Origin of the sequence: Neptuniibacter pectenicola (assembly GCF_001597735.1) — a bacterium.
In the GTDB taxonomy this organism is placed as follows: domain Bacteria; phylum Pseudomonadota; class Gammaproteobacteria; order Pseudomonadales; family Balneatricaceae; genus Neptuniibacter; species Neptuniibacter pectenicola.
Genome location: NZ_LUTS01000008.1, coordinates 109,399 through 123,932 on the forward strand (window position 1 = coordinate 109,399; position 14,534 = coordinate 123,932).

19 protein-coding genes are annotated in these 14,534 nt (G+C 41.4%); 8 read left to right on the forward strand and 11 right to left on the reverse strand.

Annotated elements, in window-relative coordinates; all coding sequences use genetic code 11:
- Positions 1-87 precede the first annotated feature (87 nt).
- Positions 88-573, forward strand: a complete 486-nt coding sequence (locus A3773_RS11830) for a hypothetical protein (RefSeq protein ID WP_156473517.1) — start codon at positions 88-90, stop codon at positions 571-573.
- Positions 574-633: 60 nt separating this feature from the next.
- On the opposite strand, the gene gap is transcribed toward A3773_RS11830, so the two are convergent.
- Positions 634-1,647, reverse strand: coding sequence for a type I glyceraldehyde-3-phosphate dehydrogenase (gene gap / locus A3773_RS11835; protein ID WP_067986256.1), 1,014 nt, complete (start codon positions 1,645-1,647; stop codon positions 634-636).
- A 138-nt stretch (positions 1,648-1,785) separates the two neighbouring features.
- Here gap and A3773_RS11840 point away from each other — a divergent pair, with 138 nt between their 5' ends.
- The 6 genes from A3773_RS11840 (at position 1,786) to A3773_RS11865 (ending at position 5,288) form a co-directional block, all read left to right on the forward strand.
- A complete protein-coding gene (locus A3773_RS11840; protein WP_067986258.1) occupies positions 1,786-2,487 on the forward strand; it encodes a DNA-binding protein in 702 nt (233 codons plus the stop codon).
- Between the two features lie 90 nt (positions 2,488-2,577).
- Positions 2,578-3,027, forward strand: coding sequence for a response regulator (locus tag A3773_RS11845; RefSeq protein WP_067986260.1), 450 nt, complete (start codon positions 2,578-2,580; stop codon positions 3,025-3,027).
- A 103-nt stretch (positions 3,028-3,130) separates the two neighbouring features.
- Complete coding sequence (locus tag A3773_RS11850) at positions 3,131-3,802, forward strand: response regulator (protein ID WP_067986262.1); 672 nt, start codon at positions 3,131-3,133, stop codon at positions 3,800-3,802.
- Between the two features lie 26 nt (positions 3,803-3,828).
- Positions 3,829-4,110 (forward strand): hypothetical protein, encoded by a 282-nt coding sequence (locus A3773_RS11855; RefSeq protein ID WP_067986264.1) that lies wholly within the window; start codon positions 3,829-3,831, stop codon positions 4,108-4,110.
- Positions 4,111-4,409: 299 nt separating this feature from the next.
- On the forward strand, positions 4,410-4,862 hold the full coding sequence (locus A3773_RS11860; protein ID WP_067986266.1) for a hypothetical protein: 453 nt from the start codon (positions 4,410-4,412) through the stop codon (positions 4,860-4,862).
- 24 nt (positions 4,863-4,886) lie between these two features.
- A complete protein-coding gene (locus A3773_RS11865; protein ID WP_156473518.1) occupies positions 4,887-5,288 on the forward strand; it encodes a hypothetical protein in 402 nt (133 codons plus the stop codon).
- Positions 5,289-6,328: 1,040 nt separating this feature from the next.
- On the opposite strand, the gene A3773_RS11870 is transcribed toward A3773_RS11865, so the two are convergent.
- The 9 genes from A3773_RS11870 to A3773_RS11910 form a co-directional block, all read right to left on the reverse strand.
- Positions 6,329-6,592 carry a hypothetical protein gene (locus tag A3773_RS11870; protein ID WP_067986270.1) on the reverse strand — a complete coding sequence of 88 codons (264 nt, stop codon included), beginning with the start codon at positions 6,590-6,592 and terminating at the stop codon, positions 6,329-6,331.
- A 254-nt stretch (positions 6,593-6,846) separates the two neighbouring features.
- Positions 6,847-8,250 carry a zonular occludens toxin family protein gene (locus A3773_RS11875; RefSeq protein ID WP_067986272.1) on the reverse strand — a complete coding sequence of 468 codons (1,404 nt, stop codon included), beginning with the start codon at positions 8,248-8,250 and terminating at the stop codon, positions 6,847-6,849.
- Positions 8,247-8,558 (reverse strand): DUF2523 family protein, encoded by a 312-nt coding sequence (locus A3773_RS11880; protein ID WP_067986273.1) that lies wholly within the window; start codon positions 8,556-8,558, stop codon positions 8,247-8,249. Before A3773_RS11880 ends, A3773_RS11875 begins: the two co-directional genes overlap by 4 nt.
- Complete coding sequence (locus A3773_RS11885; RefSeq protein ID WP_067986275.1) at positions 8,551-10,014, reverse strand: hypothetical protein; 1,464 nt, start codon at positions 10,012-10,014, stop codon at positions 8,551-8,553. The genes A3773_RS11880 and A3773_RS11885 overlap by 8 nt, the downstream gene beginning before the upstream one ends.
- 137 nt (positions 10,015-10,151) lie before the next feature.
- Positions 10,152-10,382 (reverse strand): hypothetical protein, encoded by a 231-nt coding sequence (locus A3773_RS11890; RefSeq protein ID WP_067986277.1) that lies wholly within the window; start codon positions 10,380-10,382, stop codon positions 10,152-10,154.
- Between the two features lie 18 nt (positions 10,383-10,400).
- Positions 10,401-10,688: a hypothetical protein gene (locus A3773_RS11895; RefSeq protein ID WP_156473519.1), complete on the reverse strand. Its 288-nt coding sequence runs from the start codon at positions 10,686-10,688 to the stop codon at positions 10,401-10,403.
- A gap of 49 nt (positions 10,689-10,737) precedes the next feature.
- Positions 10,738-11,040, reverse strand: a complete 303-nt coding sequence (locus A3773_RS11900; protein WP_067986280.1) for a single-stranded DNA-binding protein — start codon at positions 11,038-11,040, stop codon at positions 10,738-10,740.
- Positions 11,028-12,479: a replication initiation factor domain-containing protein gene (locus tag A3773_RS11905; RefSeq protein ID WP_067986281.1), complete on the reverse strand. Its 1,452-nt coding sequence runs from the start codon at positions 12,477-12,479 to the stop codon at positions 11,028-11,030. The genes A3773_RS11900 and A3773_RS11905 overlap by 13 nt, the downstream gene beginning before the upstream one ends.
- Positions 12,479-12,667 (reverse strand): hypothetical protein, encoded by a 189-nt coding sequence (locus A3773_RS11910; RefSeq protein WP_067986283.1) that lies wholly within the window; start codon positions 12,665-12,667, stop codon positions 12,479-12,481. Before A3773_RS11910 ends, A3773_RS11905 begins: the two co-directional genes overlap by 1 nt.
- Positions 12,668-12,799: 132 nt before the next feature.
- Here A3773_RS11910 and A3773_RS11915 point away from each other — a divergent pair, with 132 nt between their 5' ends.
- Positions 12,800-13,096, forward strand: coding sequence for a hypothetical protein (locus A3773_RS11915; RefSeq protein WP_067986286.1), 297 nt, complete (start codon positions 12,800-12,802; stop codon positions 13,094-13,096).
- A 413-nt stretch (positions 13,097-13,509) separates the two neighbouring features.
- Here A3773_RS11915 and A3773_RS11920 read toward each other — a convergent pair whose 3' ends face one another.
- Entirely contained in the window at positions 13,510-14,460 is a 951-nt protein-coding gene (locus tag A3773_RS11920) for a restriction endonuclease (protein WP_067986291.1), read from the reverse strand.
- Positions 14,461-14,534: the final 74 nt, after the last annotated feature.

Below are 14,534 nucleotides of genomic sequence, written 5' to 3' on the forward strand. Positions count from 1 at the left end.
ACCGGTAAGCTGAATGATTATTGTGCTGCTATACTGATTTAAAGATCAGCAGTAGCTTTGAGCAATTAGCGCTCTATGGAGGGAGGTGTGGGTGATCTATCTAAAGGCATATTAATGCTGTTGATTGCGGGTGTGGTTGGCAGTCAGGCGTTTAAAGCACTGGATTCAGGTGATCTATCCAGCCCCACTGTTGCGTCTAGTCCTAAGTCTGCCGATGAGAAGGCTATTAAGTCAATTATGGCGGGTGCGGACCCCTCGGATGTTCTGGCAGCGACTGCTGCAGGTAAGCGCCCCACGCATGAATGTGATGCGGGATATATAATCGGCGATCTAGATGATAATCCGTTTTCAGAGATCAGCTATGCCTCAGTTAATGCTGAAGGTATCACTTATATTCAGGTATCTAGGTACAATCCTTCTTACTTGATTCAAAAGCAGTATCAGGTGGTTTCTGCCACTGAGATTGACGAGATCCCGGACAGTATAAAAGAGCGATTGCAGCAGACTATCGCTAATCCTGCCCGATGCAACAGCATGGATCTTTACCTTTCAAATATTAAACATACACAGTAGCGCCGCCTTATCGAGGCTGACCACTTTCGCGCGGTAGCCTCAGTGGTTTTCAGCTAGCTTTTATTTACGGGCGATTGAGGCCATGTATTTTGCTGTATCCAGCATTCTGTTTGAAAACCCCCACTCATTGTCGTACCAAGCAAACACCTTTGCTTGGCCATTAGCACTCAGCGTTTGGGTTGCATCAAATATGCAGGATGCCGGTTGGTGATTAAAATCAACAGAGACGAGAGGCTTATCGTTATAAGTGAGTACGCCTATGTGGGAGCTGACTGAAGCGTTATACATGATGCTGTTGATCTCATCCACACTGGTTGTTCTACCCGGAATAAACGTTAGGTCAACTAAGGAGACATTGGCTGTTGGTACGCGTACAGCCATGCCTGCAAGCTTTCCTTCGAGCTCGGGTAATACCAGTCCCACGGCATTTGCTGCACCTGTTTTGGTGGGAATCATTGATGTTGCGGCGGCTCGTGCGCGGTACAGGTCGCCACTAAAAGCATCCGTTAAGTGCTGGTCATTGGTATAGGCGTGAATTGTGGTCATAAACCCGGATTCAATACCCAGCGTGTTATTAAGCACTTGAGCCATCGGGGCAAGGCAGTTAGTTGTGCAGGAAGCGTTGGACACAATAAGGTCGCTCTCGCGTAATGTGTGGTGGTTCACACCGAAAACCACCGTCGCGTCAGCATCTTTTGTGGGAGCAGAAACCAATACTTGCTTTGCGCCGCGCTTAATATGCGCCATTGCTGCATCTTTGCTGGTAAATAATCCAGTGCATTCAAACACGATGTCGATCTCTAACTGATCCCAGGGGAGGGCGCTGATCATTTTTTCCTGCAGGATCTCTATGCGATCACCATTGATTTCAAGGTGATCGTCGGCGGCCGTTACGCTATGCATAAACCGGCCGTGTACGCTGTCGTATTCCGTTAAATGGGCATTTACCTTTGGATCGCATAGGTCATTGATGGCAACCACCTTGATATCGTCTTGCTGGTTGGATTCATAGATTGCACGAAGGATATTTCTTCCAATGCGACCATAACCGTTAATAGCTACACGTATGCTCATAAGGTAACTCCTTGTGTTGTCTCTCTTTTTTCAGAATAGTCCAGAACAGGGGAGGCTGCGAAAAGATATTCATTAAAGATGGAATGATTAAGATATTTAGCTACAATATGTATTATTTGATACATATTGGATATTAAAATGACAAAAAAGAGCTCTACGCAAGAACTTGCCAAGGAGACTGCCGATGCCCTTTTGCAAGAAGGTGTTCGCCCAACCCAGCAAAACGTAAGAGCGAGAATGGGGTGTGGCTCCATCACAACCATCAATAAAGCATTAAATGTGTGGTGGCAGGAGCTTGGTGAGCGCCTGAAGGTTAGTACGAGCCACCCTATGCTGCCTGACCCTGTCGCAGAAAGCGCAAGCAAGCTATGGCTCCAGGCGCTCGCTTATGCGGAGAAGGAGCTTGAGCAGAGGCGGTTAAGCCTTGAAAGTGAGTACAGGGAAAAGATCAAACTAATATCTAGCGCCTCAGAAAGTGATCATCACGAGATGAAAGAGCTGCGCGCACAATGTCTTCGCTTACTTAAAGAAAATGAAAAATGCGCCGAACAGAAATTAACGCTGCAAGGGACGTTATTTCAGCAGGAAAATACACTGATGGCACTGCAAGCAAAAAACGAATCCCTAGAGCGCGAACTCAAGCAGATGAAAATTATGAGCAAGGGAGCGCAAGATATTGATGAATATATTGAAATTCAAGTCACAAACCGGACGCTCAAGGAAGAAAACAAGCGCTTAACTAAGCAGCTCGAGATGCTCATTAATGAGAAATCATCCCTTCAAATGGAGAATATGCAGTTAAATGCAGAGGTTAGCGCGCTGAAGCGGGGGATAAGCTAGTGCTAAACCGAGAGGAATGTTAATCTGTACGCCTGTATTTGCTCTATATAGCGTAACACCGAGTCTAGCTTTCTTAGGTATCTCATTAATATGGATATAGTTTTAAATCTTGAAGCAGAAGATGTAGTGATATTAGATGCACTGCATAAATGTAGTCCTGAAGACGCTGTGTGCTGCCAAGATGTAGCTACTTTTGAGCGCTCCAAAAAACTTCTCATCCAAGAAAAGCTCAAGAATGTTACTATTCAGCTGCTTGATGAGGGCGGTTATGCCATTAGACAGGTAACAAGCAAGCCTAAAAACAAAGCGCTGAACGCCGGTTTGCTCAATAGTCGGCAGATTACCGTTATTAAAGCGCTCGAAAAAGTACTCAAACATTGTAAAAATGAGGGTATACAGCTTATCGGCTACAGTGATGAGTTGGTCGCCTTGCCTTCAAGTGTGCCCGCAGAAGAGATATCAAGCGCTGGCGCGCTCGACATTAATTGTCATGATGTTTATAAGGGTGCCGATGCAATCCTGCCTGACGAAAGCACATAATCTTATAAATAAGCACTTAAGATTATCCATCTAATTTGTTGTTTTTAATCGATAAAAAGATTAAAGCTAATAAAATACAATAAAACAAATTACAGGAACATAAATGACAGATCCAATTAAAATCCTCCTTGTTGATGACCACCCTTTGGTCAGGGCTGGATTTCAACGCTTGCTTATATCTGATGACAGTATTGAGATAGTTGGCGAAGCGGATAATGGGCAATCTGCATGCGACATGTACGCAACTCATAATCCAGACGTTGTCATCATGGATCTCAATATGCCCAATGATTCATCAACTGATGATATCAGTAATAACCTAAATGGCGGGCTTGAGGCGATTCGTAGAATCATCTCCCATGATGCAAAAGCAAAAGTTCTGGTATTAACCGCCATGGAGATCGACCCATTTCCTGCTCATGTTGTAAATGCGGGCGCCAAGGGCTTTCTGACTAAGCGCTGTGCGCCAGACGAGCTGTTAGCTGCCGTAAAAGCCATCCATGACGGTGAAGAGTACATTACCGAAGAGATACGCTTAAGAATTAACGGTGGAGGCTGCACAGAAAGTGCATCAATTGGGAGCTTAACCAAGCGAGAGCTTCAGATATTTGCGTTATTGGCAGAGGGAAGAACGGTCTCACAAGTGGCGAAAGTCATGTTTCTTAGCCCTAAAACCATACATGCACACCGTACTAATATTTTTAGAAAGCTATCCATCAGCAATAATTCAGAGCTCGTTCACCTCGCAATTCGCCACAATATCGTCCAAGCTTAATACAATCAACGCATAAGGTGGGCACTATGGGCGTTCTCGATTTTACTGAGCTACATATGGAAACAGAGTTTCTGTGGAATGAAATCTCCATAGGCGATAGCGTCATGCTTGATGCGGATCTATACGAATCCAACACCTTTAAGCTTCATAAGTACCAGGCCTATGAGGTTGTCGCCAAGCTCCATTGCATGGCACCAGAGCCATCAAGACTTATTGTCGAATCAGACGTAACGGGCGAGTTGATACAGCTTCATCCAGCATTGCTGTGCAGCTATCAATCACCCGATACGCCTGTATCTCATGCCTAGAATTTTAACTCAGGCATCGTAAACATCTCCCGCATTTGCTTTATTTCACGTTATAGACCCCAAGACAAAACCTAATAATAGTAAGCATTAGCTAATCTGTAGCCCTCCATAAACGCAGAATCACATATTCGCATAATATATATTATGTTAAATACGATATTTTGTCTCATAATGAGCAGATCCCTACTTTTCATATTTCGTATAACACGCGTTTATAGAGCTTATTTTGTGCTCTATATCCCGTATTTTTCATGCCGCGCATTTATCGCGCATAATTATGGACACGGAAGCTATTTGTTATGAAAAAATTTCAAGAAAAAAAGGCGGCTTGGGAAAAGAAATTAAAGATAACCGACAATTACAGAACTGCATTTGTTAGAGAACGCGACCTAATAGACATTCTGGGCTTTTCACGATCCCATGCAAACAAGATAATTAACGGACACCAAAAGCTTAGTGATGCTCATACAGAATTACTAAAGATCAAAATGATTGGGGCTATACCCGATTGGCCGACAGGCTGGTATGTTATTGACGGTGAAATATCATGCCCTAACGGTTTCATGGTCAATCACGTACAACTCGAAAACTTTTCATTCTTTATGATGCTGATGAAGGACATCAACAGAGATATGAAGAACCTAATGGATGAGAACCAAAAACTTAAAGAAAAGATCAAAGAAAGAAGCGAAGTTAGAGTATATGTTAACAATGAATCAAAACCACAGAGAACCATCAAGCTAGTTAAATAAACATCCAATTGATAAAGTAATTAATTGAAAATTAAGATTAAAATCAAAAAAGGATTTTTGTTCATGCCCCCTATTCATTATTTTGTACTATCAATAGTCATAACCATATCTGTTGCATCTGGAAACCTGATTTCTAACTATGTTTCTGCGAAATATGCAGCTTATGAATTAAGGCAGGAGCTAGCTAAAGCTGAAGAAGAAGCAGCATTAATAGCAGCAATGAGAGCAGAAAATAACGCAAAAGCCCAAAAAATTAGAACTGAACATGAAGAAAAGGAAAGAACAAATAGTAAAAAAGGAATCTCACTTAAGCGATCGTGCAGTGACTGGAAGCGGATGAATGCCCAGAAAGACAGCGAAGTTAGCAGAAAAGAAATGAAACGAAGCTGCGATGCTTATCTACGGTACATAAAAACCGGAAGGTAATATTTAACGGGGATCTGAGTGACACAGCACTTTCCAGCATCCCCATTATCAACCAGAAATATGTGTGTTCTGAGAGACACAGCTCTTACCAGCAACACACCGTACCCATTCCCTGAGAGACACAGCTCTTACCAGCGTCATGGATAACGTAAGGTCAAATATGTGTGTTCTGAGAGACACAGCTCTTACCAGCAACACACCGTACCCATTCCCTGAGAGACACAGCTCTTACCAGCGTCATGGATAACGTAAGGTCAAATATGTGTGTTCTGAGAGACACAGCTCTTACCAGCAACACACCGTACCCATTCCCTGAGAGACACAGCTCTTACCAGCGTCATGGATAACGTAAGGTCAAATATGTGTGTTCTGAGAGACACAGCTCTTACCAGCAACACACCGTACCCATTCCCTGAGAGACACAGCTCTTACCAGCGTCATGGATAACGTAAGGTCAAATATGTGTGTTCTGAGAGACACAGCTCTTACCAGCAACACACCGTACCCATTCCCTGAGAGACACAGCTCTTACCAGCGTCATGGATAACGTAAGGTCAAATATGTGTGTTCTGAGAGACACAGCTCTTACCAGCAACACACCGTACCCATTCCCTGAGAGACACAGCTCTTACCAGCGTCATGGATAAAAAATAAATAAAAAGAAAAAGAAGTTTCTACAAATAGAGACACGTAATTCGGATTATGTAGTTTCTTCCCCCCGTATTACTATGCGGGGGGAGTAATTCCGAGCCACACCCACAAAAAAAGGAGCACAAGCCCCCTTCTTAGCGTTAATCACATCTATAAAGATCAGCTCTATTGCGGTTTTTCAATATGATAATCGTTCCTCATATCACATAGAAAACGGCCCGCTCCAACTTCAGAAAAAACTCAATAAAAATTGATACAGTCTTGAGCAAAATAAATTATATCGCTTAACAGATTTAAAGTGCTTTCGTAAATCGGGATCATCAATAGATTTAAAATGATCCATTAAATAAATATCTGTATGAGCCTCTACTCGAAGCTGAAGCCAACGTTTAATCATTAAAAATATCCTCTTGACCTAAAAGCTCTTGTACTTCGCGATATGGCCTCTCAATTGCCTTAACTAAATGCCTATAACGTTCCAATTCAAGTAAGAGATCATCAATACGCTCACGTTTTGAAGAACATTCATTTGAAAGCCTCTCAAAACGCTCAACCGCAAAAAGAAAGGCTTTAGAACCTGTTTTCTGACGAGTAAGGAGTTTGATGTGATCAACAAAATCAGAATCAACACTAATTTGGATAGTTGTTTTCATATGAAAGACCCTTGAAGGCTTAAGTAACTGGAGCAATTATCATATGATAAAAAAGAAGGGCTGTAAAGTAATCATATGAAAAAATATTCGAGAAAGACAGCAAGGACAAAATATAATATGAAAATATTCGCATAATACTCTGTTATGTGTAAATGCACGATCTGTTTAAAGATTTTACAGATCGTGTATTCAGGCTGATTTGCAAGCAAATCAGTAACTTAACGGAGTTACATTATGCGCAATTTATAAAACAGCTAAAATGCATCATTGAGACTACGGGAATCTTCTTTCGTCCTTGCATAGCTGCGTCCTCCCGAAGAATTTCCCGTAGTCTCAATCGAACCGTAAGGACGAATCATAAAGCTCTCAGAACGCGATTCAATACGCAATGAATCACCATCAAATGAGTGCTGATAGCCCATCTTTATAATTTGTGATTGTGAAATATCATCAATCTGTATATCACGATCAAAAACATGAATTCGATAGAACAAACGATCAGACATTGTAACAATAGCCGCAAGACGAACAGTAAACCCCTGTTTATGATATGAACCAATAAAAGTTGAAAGGCCCGTAATATCAACCGTTTTAGTCGTAGAACCTGTAAACACCCCTTCCTGATGCTGATTAATATCATCAACTTCAGGCTTTGCTAAATCGTTAAACTTAGCTTCAAGATCAGACGCAGGATCAGAGATACCAATATCATTCCTACTGTCATTATCAACAGTCTGAGGAATAGTTTTGATATCTTCCTGAATGCTAGGTTCACGAAACCCGTTAAGAAAAGGACTGGTCTGGTAGACCTTAACCCCCATGCCGATAAAAGCAAGGATCGCAACGAGAAACCCGATGGAAAGCATCTGAAACTTAGGGTCGTTGTAAATATAACGAGCTTCTGAAGTACCGAGGGCTTTTCCTGTTTTAGTTGATTGATAACAGCTAAAGATTCGGGTGTCTGCTTTGTAGGTTTTCGGACTACCCAAGTAATGGCTCGCAGATTTCCCGCTTGTTTCTGAATCATGAGTGAATTCCATCCATTTGTTACGCCACCACGGCAAAAGAGCGCCAAGTCCGCGATGTCTATATGCAATTTCTACAACTTCTCTTATTTCAGGATGCACTTTTGAAATATTAGGAGTCGTACAATAAATATCCCAGTTCATATGCCTATGTTGATCAAACGCAGTCTCAACCGTTTCAGGACGATTATAATCACCGTCCCAATACTGAGATTCTGATTTTATAATATCTGCATCACGACGATTACCCTCGCCATCTGTAAGCTTAAGGTCCAAGAACTTAAGATCACGATGTCGCTTTTTAGAAAAAATACGCTGAGTTTCATCCATCGCAATCAGTGCCCCAAACGGAACCCAATGAAAAAAGAAACGCATTGCCTGAAAACCCGTTTCATCATCTGCATCAACAAAAATGATTTGTGAATCCGGATGCAATGAAACATCCAGCGCTTCTTCTATCCGTTCAATCGAATCTAATCCACGAATATTAGTAACGACAGTTCGACCAACAAGCTCTTTTTCACCAGCTTCGTTTTTTACTTCCTTACCGACCAACGCAGGAATTACAGCACGTTGAATAGTACCAAAAGATTTGTAAGAACCCGGAGGCCCGTGATGAATAACACAAGTCATATCATATTCCAGATAAATCTAGTGATACGAGCATTCAAAACAAGGTTTAGCGCCTCTGGAATGTTGTATCTAGTTAAAAAGCCAACAAATGAATTATTGAGCTCGCCCCAGAATTGATTTATTAGCGCAGACAAGCCAAGCTGATCAATCATTGATGACGCAACACCCCACATGAATGCGAGCGCCGCAACTTTAAACTTAAACCAGAGCGTAATACCCCAGATCATAACTGCAGCTACAATTTCCTGAACAAACGTGTAGGAACCATTAACAAGCCAGTCATAAATGCCTTGCAGAGCTTCAATCACTGCGACCTCCTAACAATATATATAATGAAACCATAGCAGCGATAAACATCACTAATGCCCCAAGATCAAAAGCATCAAAATAAGGTATCCAGCGTGTTAAACCAATGTCACCAGTGACACCATGAAAATCAACTTCATAGGATTCAATTTGCCCGCCGCCTGTAAAATTAAAGCCGATCGAATCAGAAACCTCTGATTTCAACGTATCTATATATTCAGAATATGCTAGCTTTGCCGCCTCAAGATCAGCAGAGGCACCAGCTAAATCAAACGAGCCTGAACCCGTTTTTTTAAACTCTTTACATGAAGACGGGTCGGCCTTACATTCCTCTGACTCTTTTTGTTCTTGAGCATCACCCCCCCCCTGATTCGTTGACGTTTGAGAGCTAGAAACTTTATTGCCTGCCGAATCATATGTATCAGTAGTAATAGTTGTCGTACCAGCTGAGCTACCACCATTCGCATTAACAACAATTGTTCCTGTTGAATTATCAATTGTGTAATTAGTGATAGGTGTCTGCGTGTATTCAGTATGAGTTTCGGTTTCTACAGTTGAAGTTCCATCTACAAAATCATAGGTAGTTGTTGTTGTGATCTCATTTTTAATAATGCCGTTAGATTCAGAAACAAATTGAGTATCCGAAGTTGTTGTAACTGTCGTTCCATCACCCCTAGTCTCTGTTGTTGACGTTTGCTCTGTTGTGACCTCTGAGCCATCAGGATTTGTAACAGAAACAGGATCAGACGTTGTTGTATCTGTTGTATCAACCGTATTATCTGAACTGTAATTAGGATTTATATCATTTGTTTCTGAAGGTGACGGAACATCTAAAGAGCCATCGGGAGAAGTCGGTTCTGAATTCAAAAAAACATAGGAATTTTGAAGGGCCAAAAAAACTTCACCCGTTTCGGTATCAGTAATTTCAACTAGTTCAGGCGTTGAATTTGAATCCTCTAAACCATATTTGCAACCATCTGAATACATAACATCTGTCGGAAAGGAACCCTCGCCAATGATAGGCTGGCCATTCTCTGATTTGAGCGGCACATGTAAATTTACAGGTGAACCGTCAGAACCAGCACAGTCAATTACAGGATCGGGAAATTGGCCGCATCCTGACTCATTTATAAAAGTAGATGTGGATTGATAGGAACCACAAAATTCGTGGTACATATAACCAATTCCTTGACAATAATTAACACCAAATCTTGAAGCATCATATTGACCACCAAGATTAGCACACAAACCCGAAGCGGTTGGAGCATAACCAGATGAGGAATTATTAGCATTAAAATACAACCAATACTTGCCGTCTTGCCATGAACCATCATCATCAAAAGCCAAAGCAATTGAAGATATTGAAAAAGATCCAATAAAAACAACAAGAACCAAAAACAGATTTAAATAATAAGTAATTTGAAAGTTAGGTTTTAAATAACGAACTAAAATATTCATAATATAAGACCAAAAAAAGGGAGCCTAAGCCCCCTATTTATTTAGCAATCACACTGGCTTACGTGATGCGCCCAGTGTAAAAGCCATACATAAACGAGGCCCACCACATACAAGCCAATAGGATTGAAAAAATCACCTTACTTAAGAAGACCTTTGATGATTGACCAACCCGCAATACCTAGAATTACGCCCAGCAAACCAGCAATTACAACAGCTACAGTCACCTCAACATTGGTATAACCATCTGTAATCGCAGTATTTTGAGCAGCATCTAAAGCAAGTGCTTGACCAGACGCAGCAATTGCAGCAGCAGCAACGGCAGCTTTACGATAGTTATTAGCCATCATATTTTTCATTTTACGAACCATAGTAAATCTCCTTTGGGCTTAATTGCCCTTAGTTAAAAGTCGAATGACGACGCCAGTACCCCACCCAGTGGTAAAAAGCATGACACAACCAAACAACACAATCCCGAACAACTCAGGATCAAAAGTGAACAAAATATCTAGTGCATCGACTAAATTATTAATTGGTGTTAAATCAACAGGAATCAGTTCGTCTGTATGATGTATCTCCCATTGCGATACACCATCTTCCATGCAACGCGCGCGGCCCAATGAATCAAAATCAATGGAAACACCATCGGGACAGACAACATAATTCCCAGCCATCATTTACACCGATTTGTGCAGATTCCGTGACAGTCACAGTTAGAGCAAGGCATTATGAAGCCTTATCAGCTAACGGCTTTTCAAATTTCAAAAGATCTTGAATTTGGCGATCATCAATTTCTAAAGAACCGTAACCGCCAATTTTTAACAAAGGCGCTGTATCAAGCGTATAAATACCCTTCTTCATGGAGTTACCATCTTTAAGATTTAAAGAGGCTTTCTCAGGATGTGGAGACTCAGGCATACGAACCCAATAATCTTGGTTCCACATTTCCCATTCTTTACCCGTTCCACGTGATACGCCTTTGCGGTGTTCGACTTTCTCTGAATGAATTTCAATAACTAACTTAGACATGGTTGCCCCTTATCTGTGACAGTCACAGAATTATTGTTTGTGATTAAATTAAAGATTTCGACTTCTGATAACTCTTTAGAATTCTTTAGAACCCTAAAAAGCGTTGAGAACTTGGTCTGTACCTCTTCAAGCATTTGTTGATAGACAACACCAAAAACAGATTCGTTAAAATGAACTTCTGGACGCTCATAAGGCGTAACCTCATTAGCAGCATTAATTGATTTAGGTACACAATCAGGTCTTATTAGCGTTTCAACAATTTCTTTATCTGACATTTGTGCAGAGCTACGCATAACATTAATCAATGCACCATAAGCGGTCTTAGCGTGGCCCTTAAGATTTGAATATGTGATCTCTACTTTTTTTTTCCGTGTTTGAATCCGAGTAACTTCAACAACTTCATCTGAATTAATAACATCAGCTAAACAGGGATAAGCACCAGCGAAGTAATCCGCCGGACGTTGCAGGGCATACAACGGAATTTCTCGATCTTTCGACCTTAGCTCAACTTCTCCCCTTACCCATTTACTGCCAGGATCTCCCATCTGACGGCCCTTTTCATAAGCGCGAAACATCTTCCCGTTAGCGCGCTTACCGATGTTTAAAGTACGACCCTCGTTAGGAATCATTTCACGACCTTGCAGCTCACCACCTGAGTGCATATGCCATTTAGGGGAAACATTGTTCCAAGCAAAGCCCCCGTCTTTATATATCTCCACAAAATCATCAACCGAGTATTCACCATTCATAAAATCAACAGCGATATCTAGGCGAGTAATACGAATAGCAGGAAGAACGCGAATAACTTCAAAGACTTTCTGGAAGTCTAAGAGAGCACAGCCTGTACCCGAAAATGAAAGGTAACAACCACCATTTGAAGCACCGGAGGCAGCTATTCCGATATGATAACCGTTAAACCAAAGATCAAAAGATCGACGATAACCCAACATGCCTGATGGTCTTTGAATCGCTACAAAAACCTCCTCCCATGCTTCCTGAGTGGCTAAATCTTTAATGTGCTCAAGCTGGAAAAACTCTTTAGAAACTGTATTTAAAAAATTAGTGAGTTCCGAAAAGCAAAGATCATCAAGACGGCCTATATCAATCTGACCAGCATCGTTAACATGCGGTTTATCAATTTCTTTAGACCACTGACTTAAAGTCATACCGTAACCCGCAGCAGTTTCGGAGAATTCAGGCATCAAATAACTAATAGGGTTAAAACCCTTTACCGCCTTTGAATCACAATCAAACGGGATATCTTCAAGCGCCATCTGGTGAAAATCTAAAGGCTCAGCACTTTCTAAGTACTTCTTAACCGTCATTTTTTCCCTTGCGGCTAAACGGCGATAAGCTGCCATTAGCTGAGGTGCCCAAGTAAAGGAAAGATAGTCGTGAATAGCGTTGAAATTAGTAGATACGGATTGATGAACGCTCATTAGAAAAACGCCCCCTCTTCGTATAATCGATGCCAGTTTTCAAGAGTTACCTCGACAAAAATAGAAGCAGGATCATCTACAAAAGAAACCATATCCTGATAAGAGCGGAATTCTTGGAATTCCCCATCAAGAAGCATGAGGTAATAAACCCCGTGATTAAATTCGTAGTAATACTTGCCCTGATTCATCTATTAGCCCTGAATGAATGTTGAAACAGACTATACGTTTAGTTCGACTGCCATGTCGAGTTCATCTGTCAGGTGAAATTTGAACTATACACGCTAAACTTGAGGGATATTAATAATTAACGCTGGTTCAAAATGAATAATACGCAACGCTATGTAGAGCTATGCAGAGAAGAGCTAAAGCGCCGTGGCGAGCGGGATTCAGACAATAATCTAGCAAATTGGCTGAACGTATCTCGAAGCGCAATAGGTCACTGGAAAACGGGACGAAATGGTATAGGAATTATAGAGGGATACCGCATAGCAAAGTTCCTCAAAATTGACTCATTGAAAGTAGTAAAAGAGCTACATGAAGATGGCTTTAAAGAGCCAGAGTTAGCCGAATTTTTTACAGAAGCCCTAGCCAGTCGAAACAGCAATGACGCGGCCTAGGGCAATATTAAACTCCCCTTTTTGCATAAAATAAGAACAGAGCAATATATATTATGTTAAATAGAATAATTATCTGACTATAGGTTGGTTTGCCCTTTTTGTTTTGTTGTTTTCAGATGTTGTTTTCAGATTCAAATGACTCTTTGTCCAGTTTAGTGAATCTGTAGCGCAGCACTGATGATGTTTTAGATTGATACTGATACTCAAATCAACCACACCTGAAACGTCCTAACCCTACTGGTGCATGTTATTGCGGCTGTCGAGTAGTTATCAGGAAAACCTAGTTTCAAACTAAGGCTGATACTTTTTGAGTTTGGCCTGTTTGCCCGTCGTGCGGAGAGCTTCGTAAAATACTTTTTCGTGGGTAAAGTGTCGTAAAGAACAACGTAGCGCACGTTGTTTATTATTTCTTTTTAGCTGACTTTTGAGTCGTTCTGCATACCATCCCAGAAATCAGAATCCATCTCTTTGATTTCGATATGTTGCTTAGTTTGCATTCCAAGGCTGTAGTCATACATATACTTAGCCAGCTGCTCACCATTGATCAAAACCAAATTGGTGGTACCGTTTAGACTCTCGGCATAAGCAATTGCACCAGCACTGTATGATGACGTTGTGATGAATACACCTTTATTAGATTGAGCGACGGCCAGAGCGCCAACAAACTTCTGAACCTCCTCACGTCCTACCGTGTTGCTTCTTGCATAACGTTTAGCTTGGATATGTATTTTTCCTAGCCCAAGGATGTCTTCTTTAATAATTCCGTCTATGCCACCATCATTTGAGGCCTGTGTGACCGTTCCTGCGTTTTTTACTTCTCCGCCGTAGCCCATACGCTCCAGAAGCTTAACCACAAGGCCTTCAAACTCTGATGGTGTCTTACTCAGTACGGTGTCTATGATCTGGTCATAAGTGGACTGACGGATGCTCTTATACGCTGTATTCAACATCTCTTGCGGGGTTTGATTGCTCGTAGGCAGCAATTCAGTCCTGTCATCATCAAACCCCTGCTCTACTTTCATGGCTTTTTGCTCAGCCGTTCTCAGTGCCATTTGTGCTTTAACAAACTGCTGAATCTCTTCGGAGCTTTTATCAAGAAACTTCTGGGCGGTATCTGTTATTTTGTACACACCTCTGCGCGGCCTTTCTGTAAGCCCGCTGTTCGTCAGATAGCTTAGCGCCCAGCTAATTCTATCCAAAAATACAGTGCCATTTCCTGATTCGTATTCCTGGGAAATTTGCTTTTCTGTTAGCTTAAATTCAGAAGCCAGTGGTTGTTCTAGGCTCCTGAATTGCTGTTCTCCATGCTCCGCAAGATAACGCAGAATGTTGGGCATGATTTCGTTGTATTTAGGGATAGACATCGATTTTCCGTAAGTTTTTCTTGTTTTTAGTGGCTTTAAGAAGATAGCCTAACTTTATAATATTTAAGATTAAA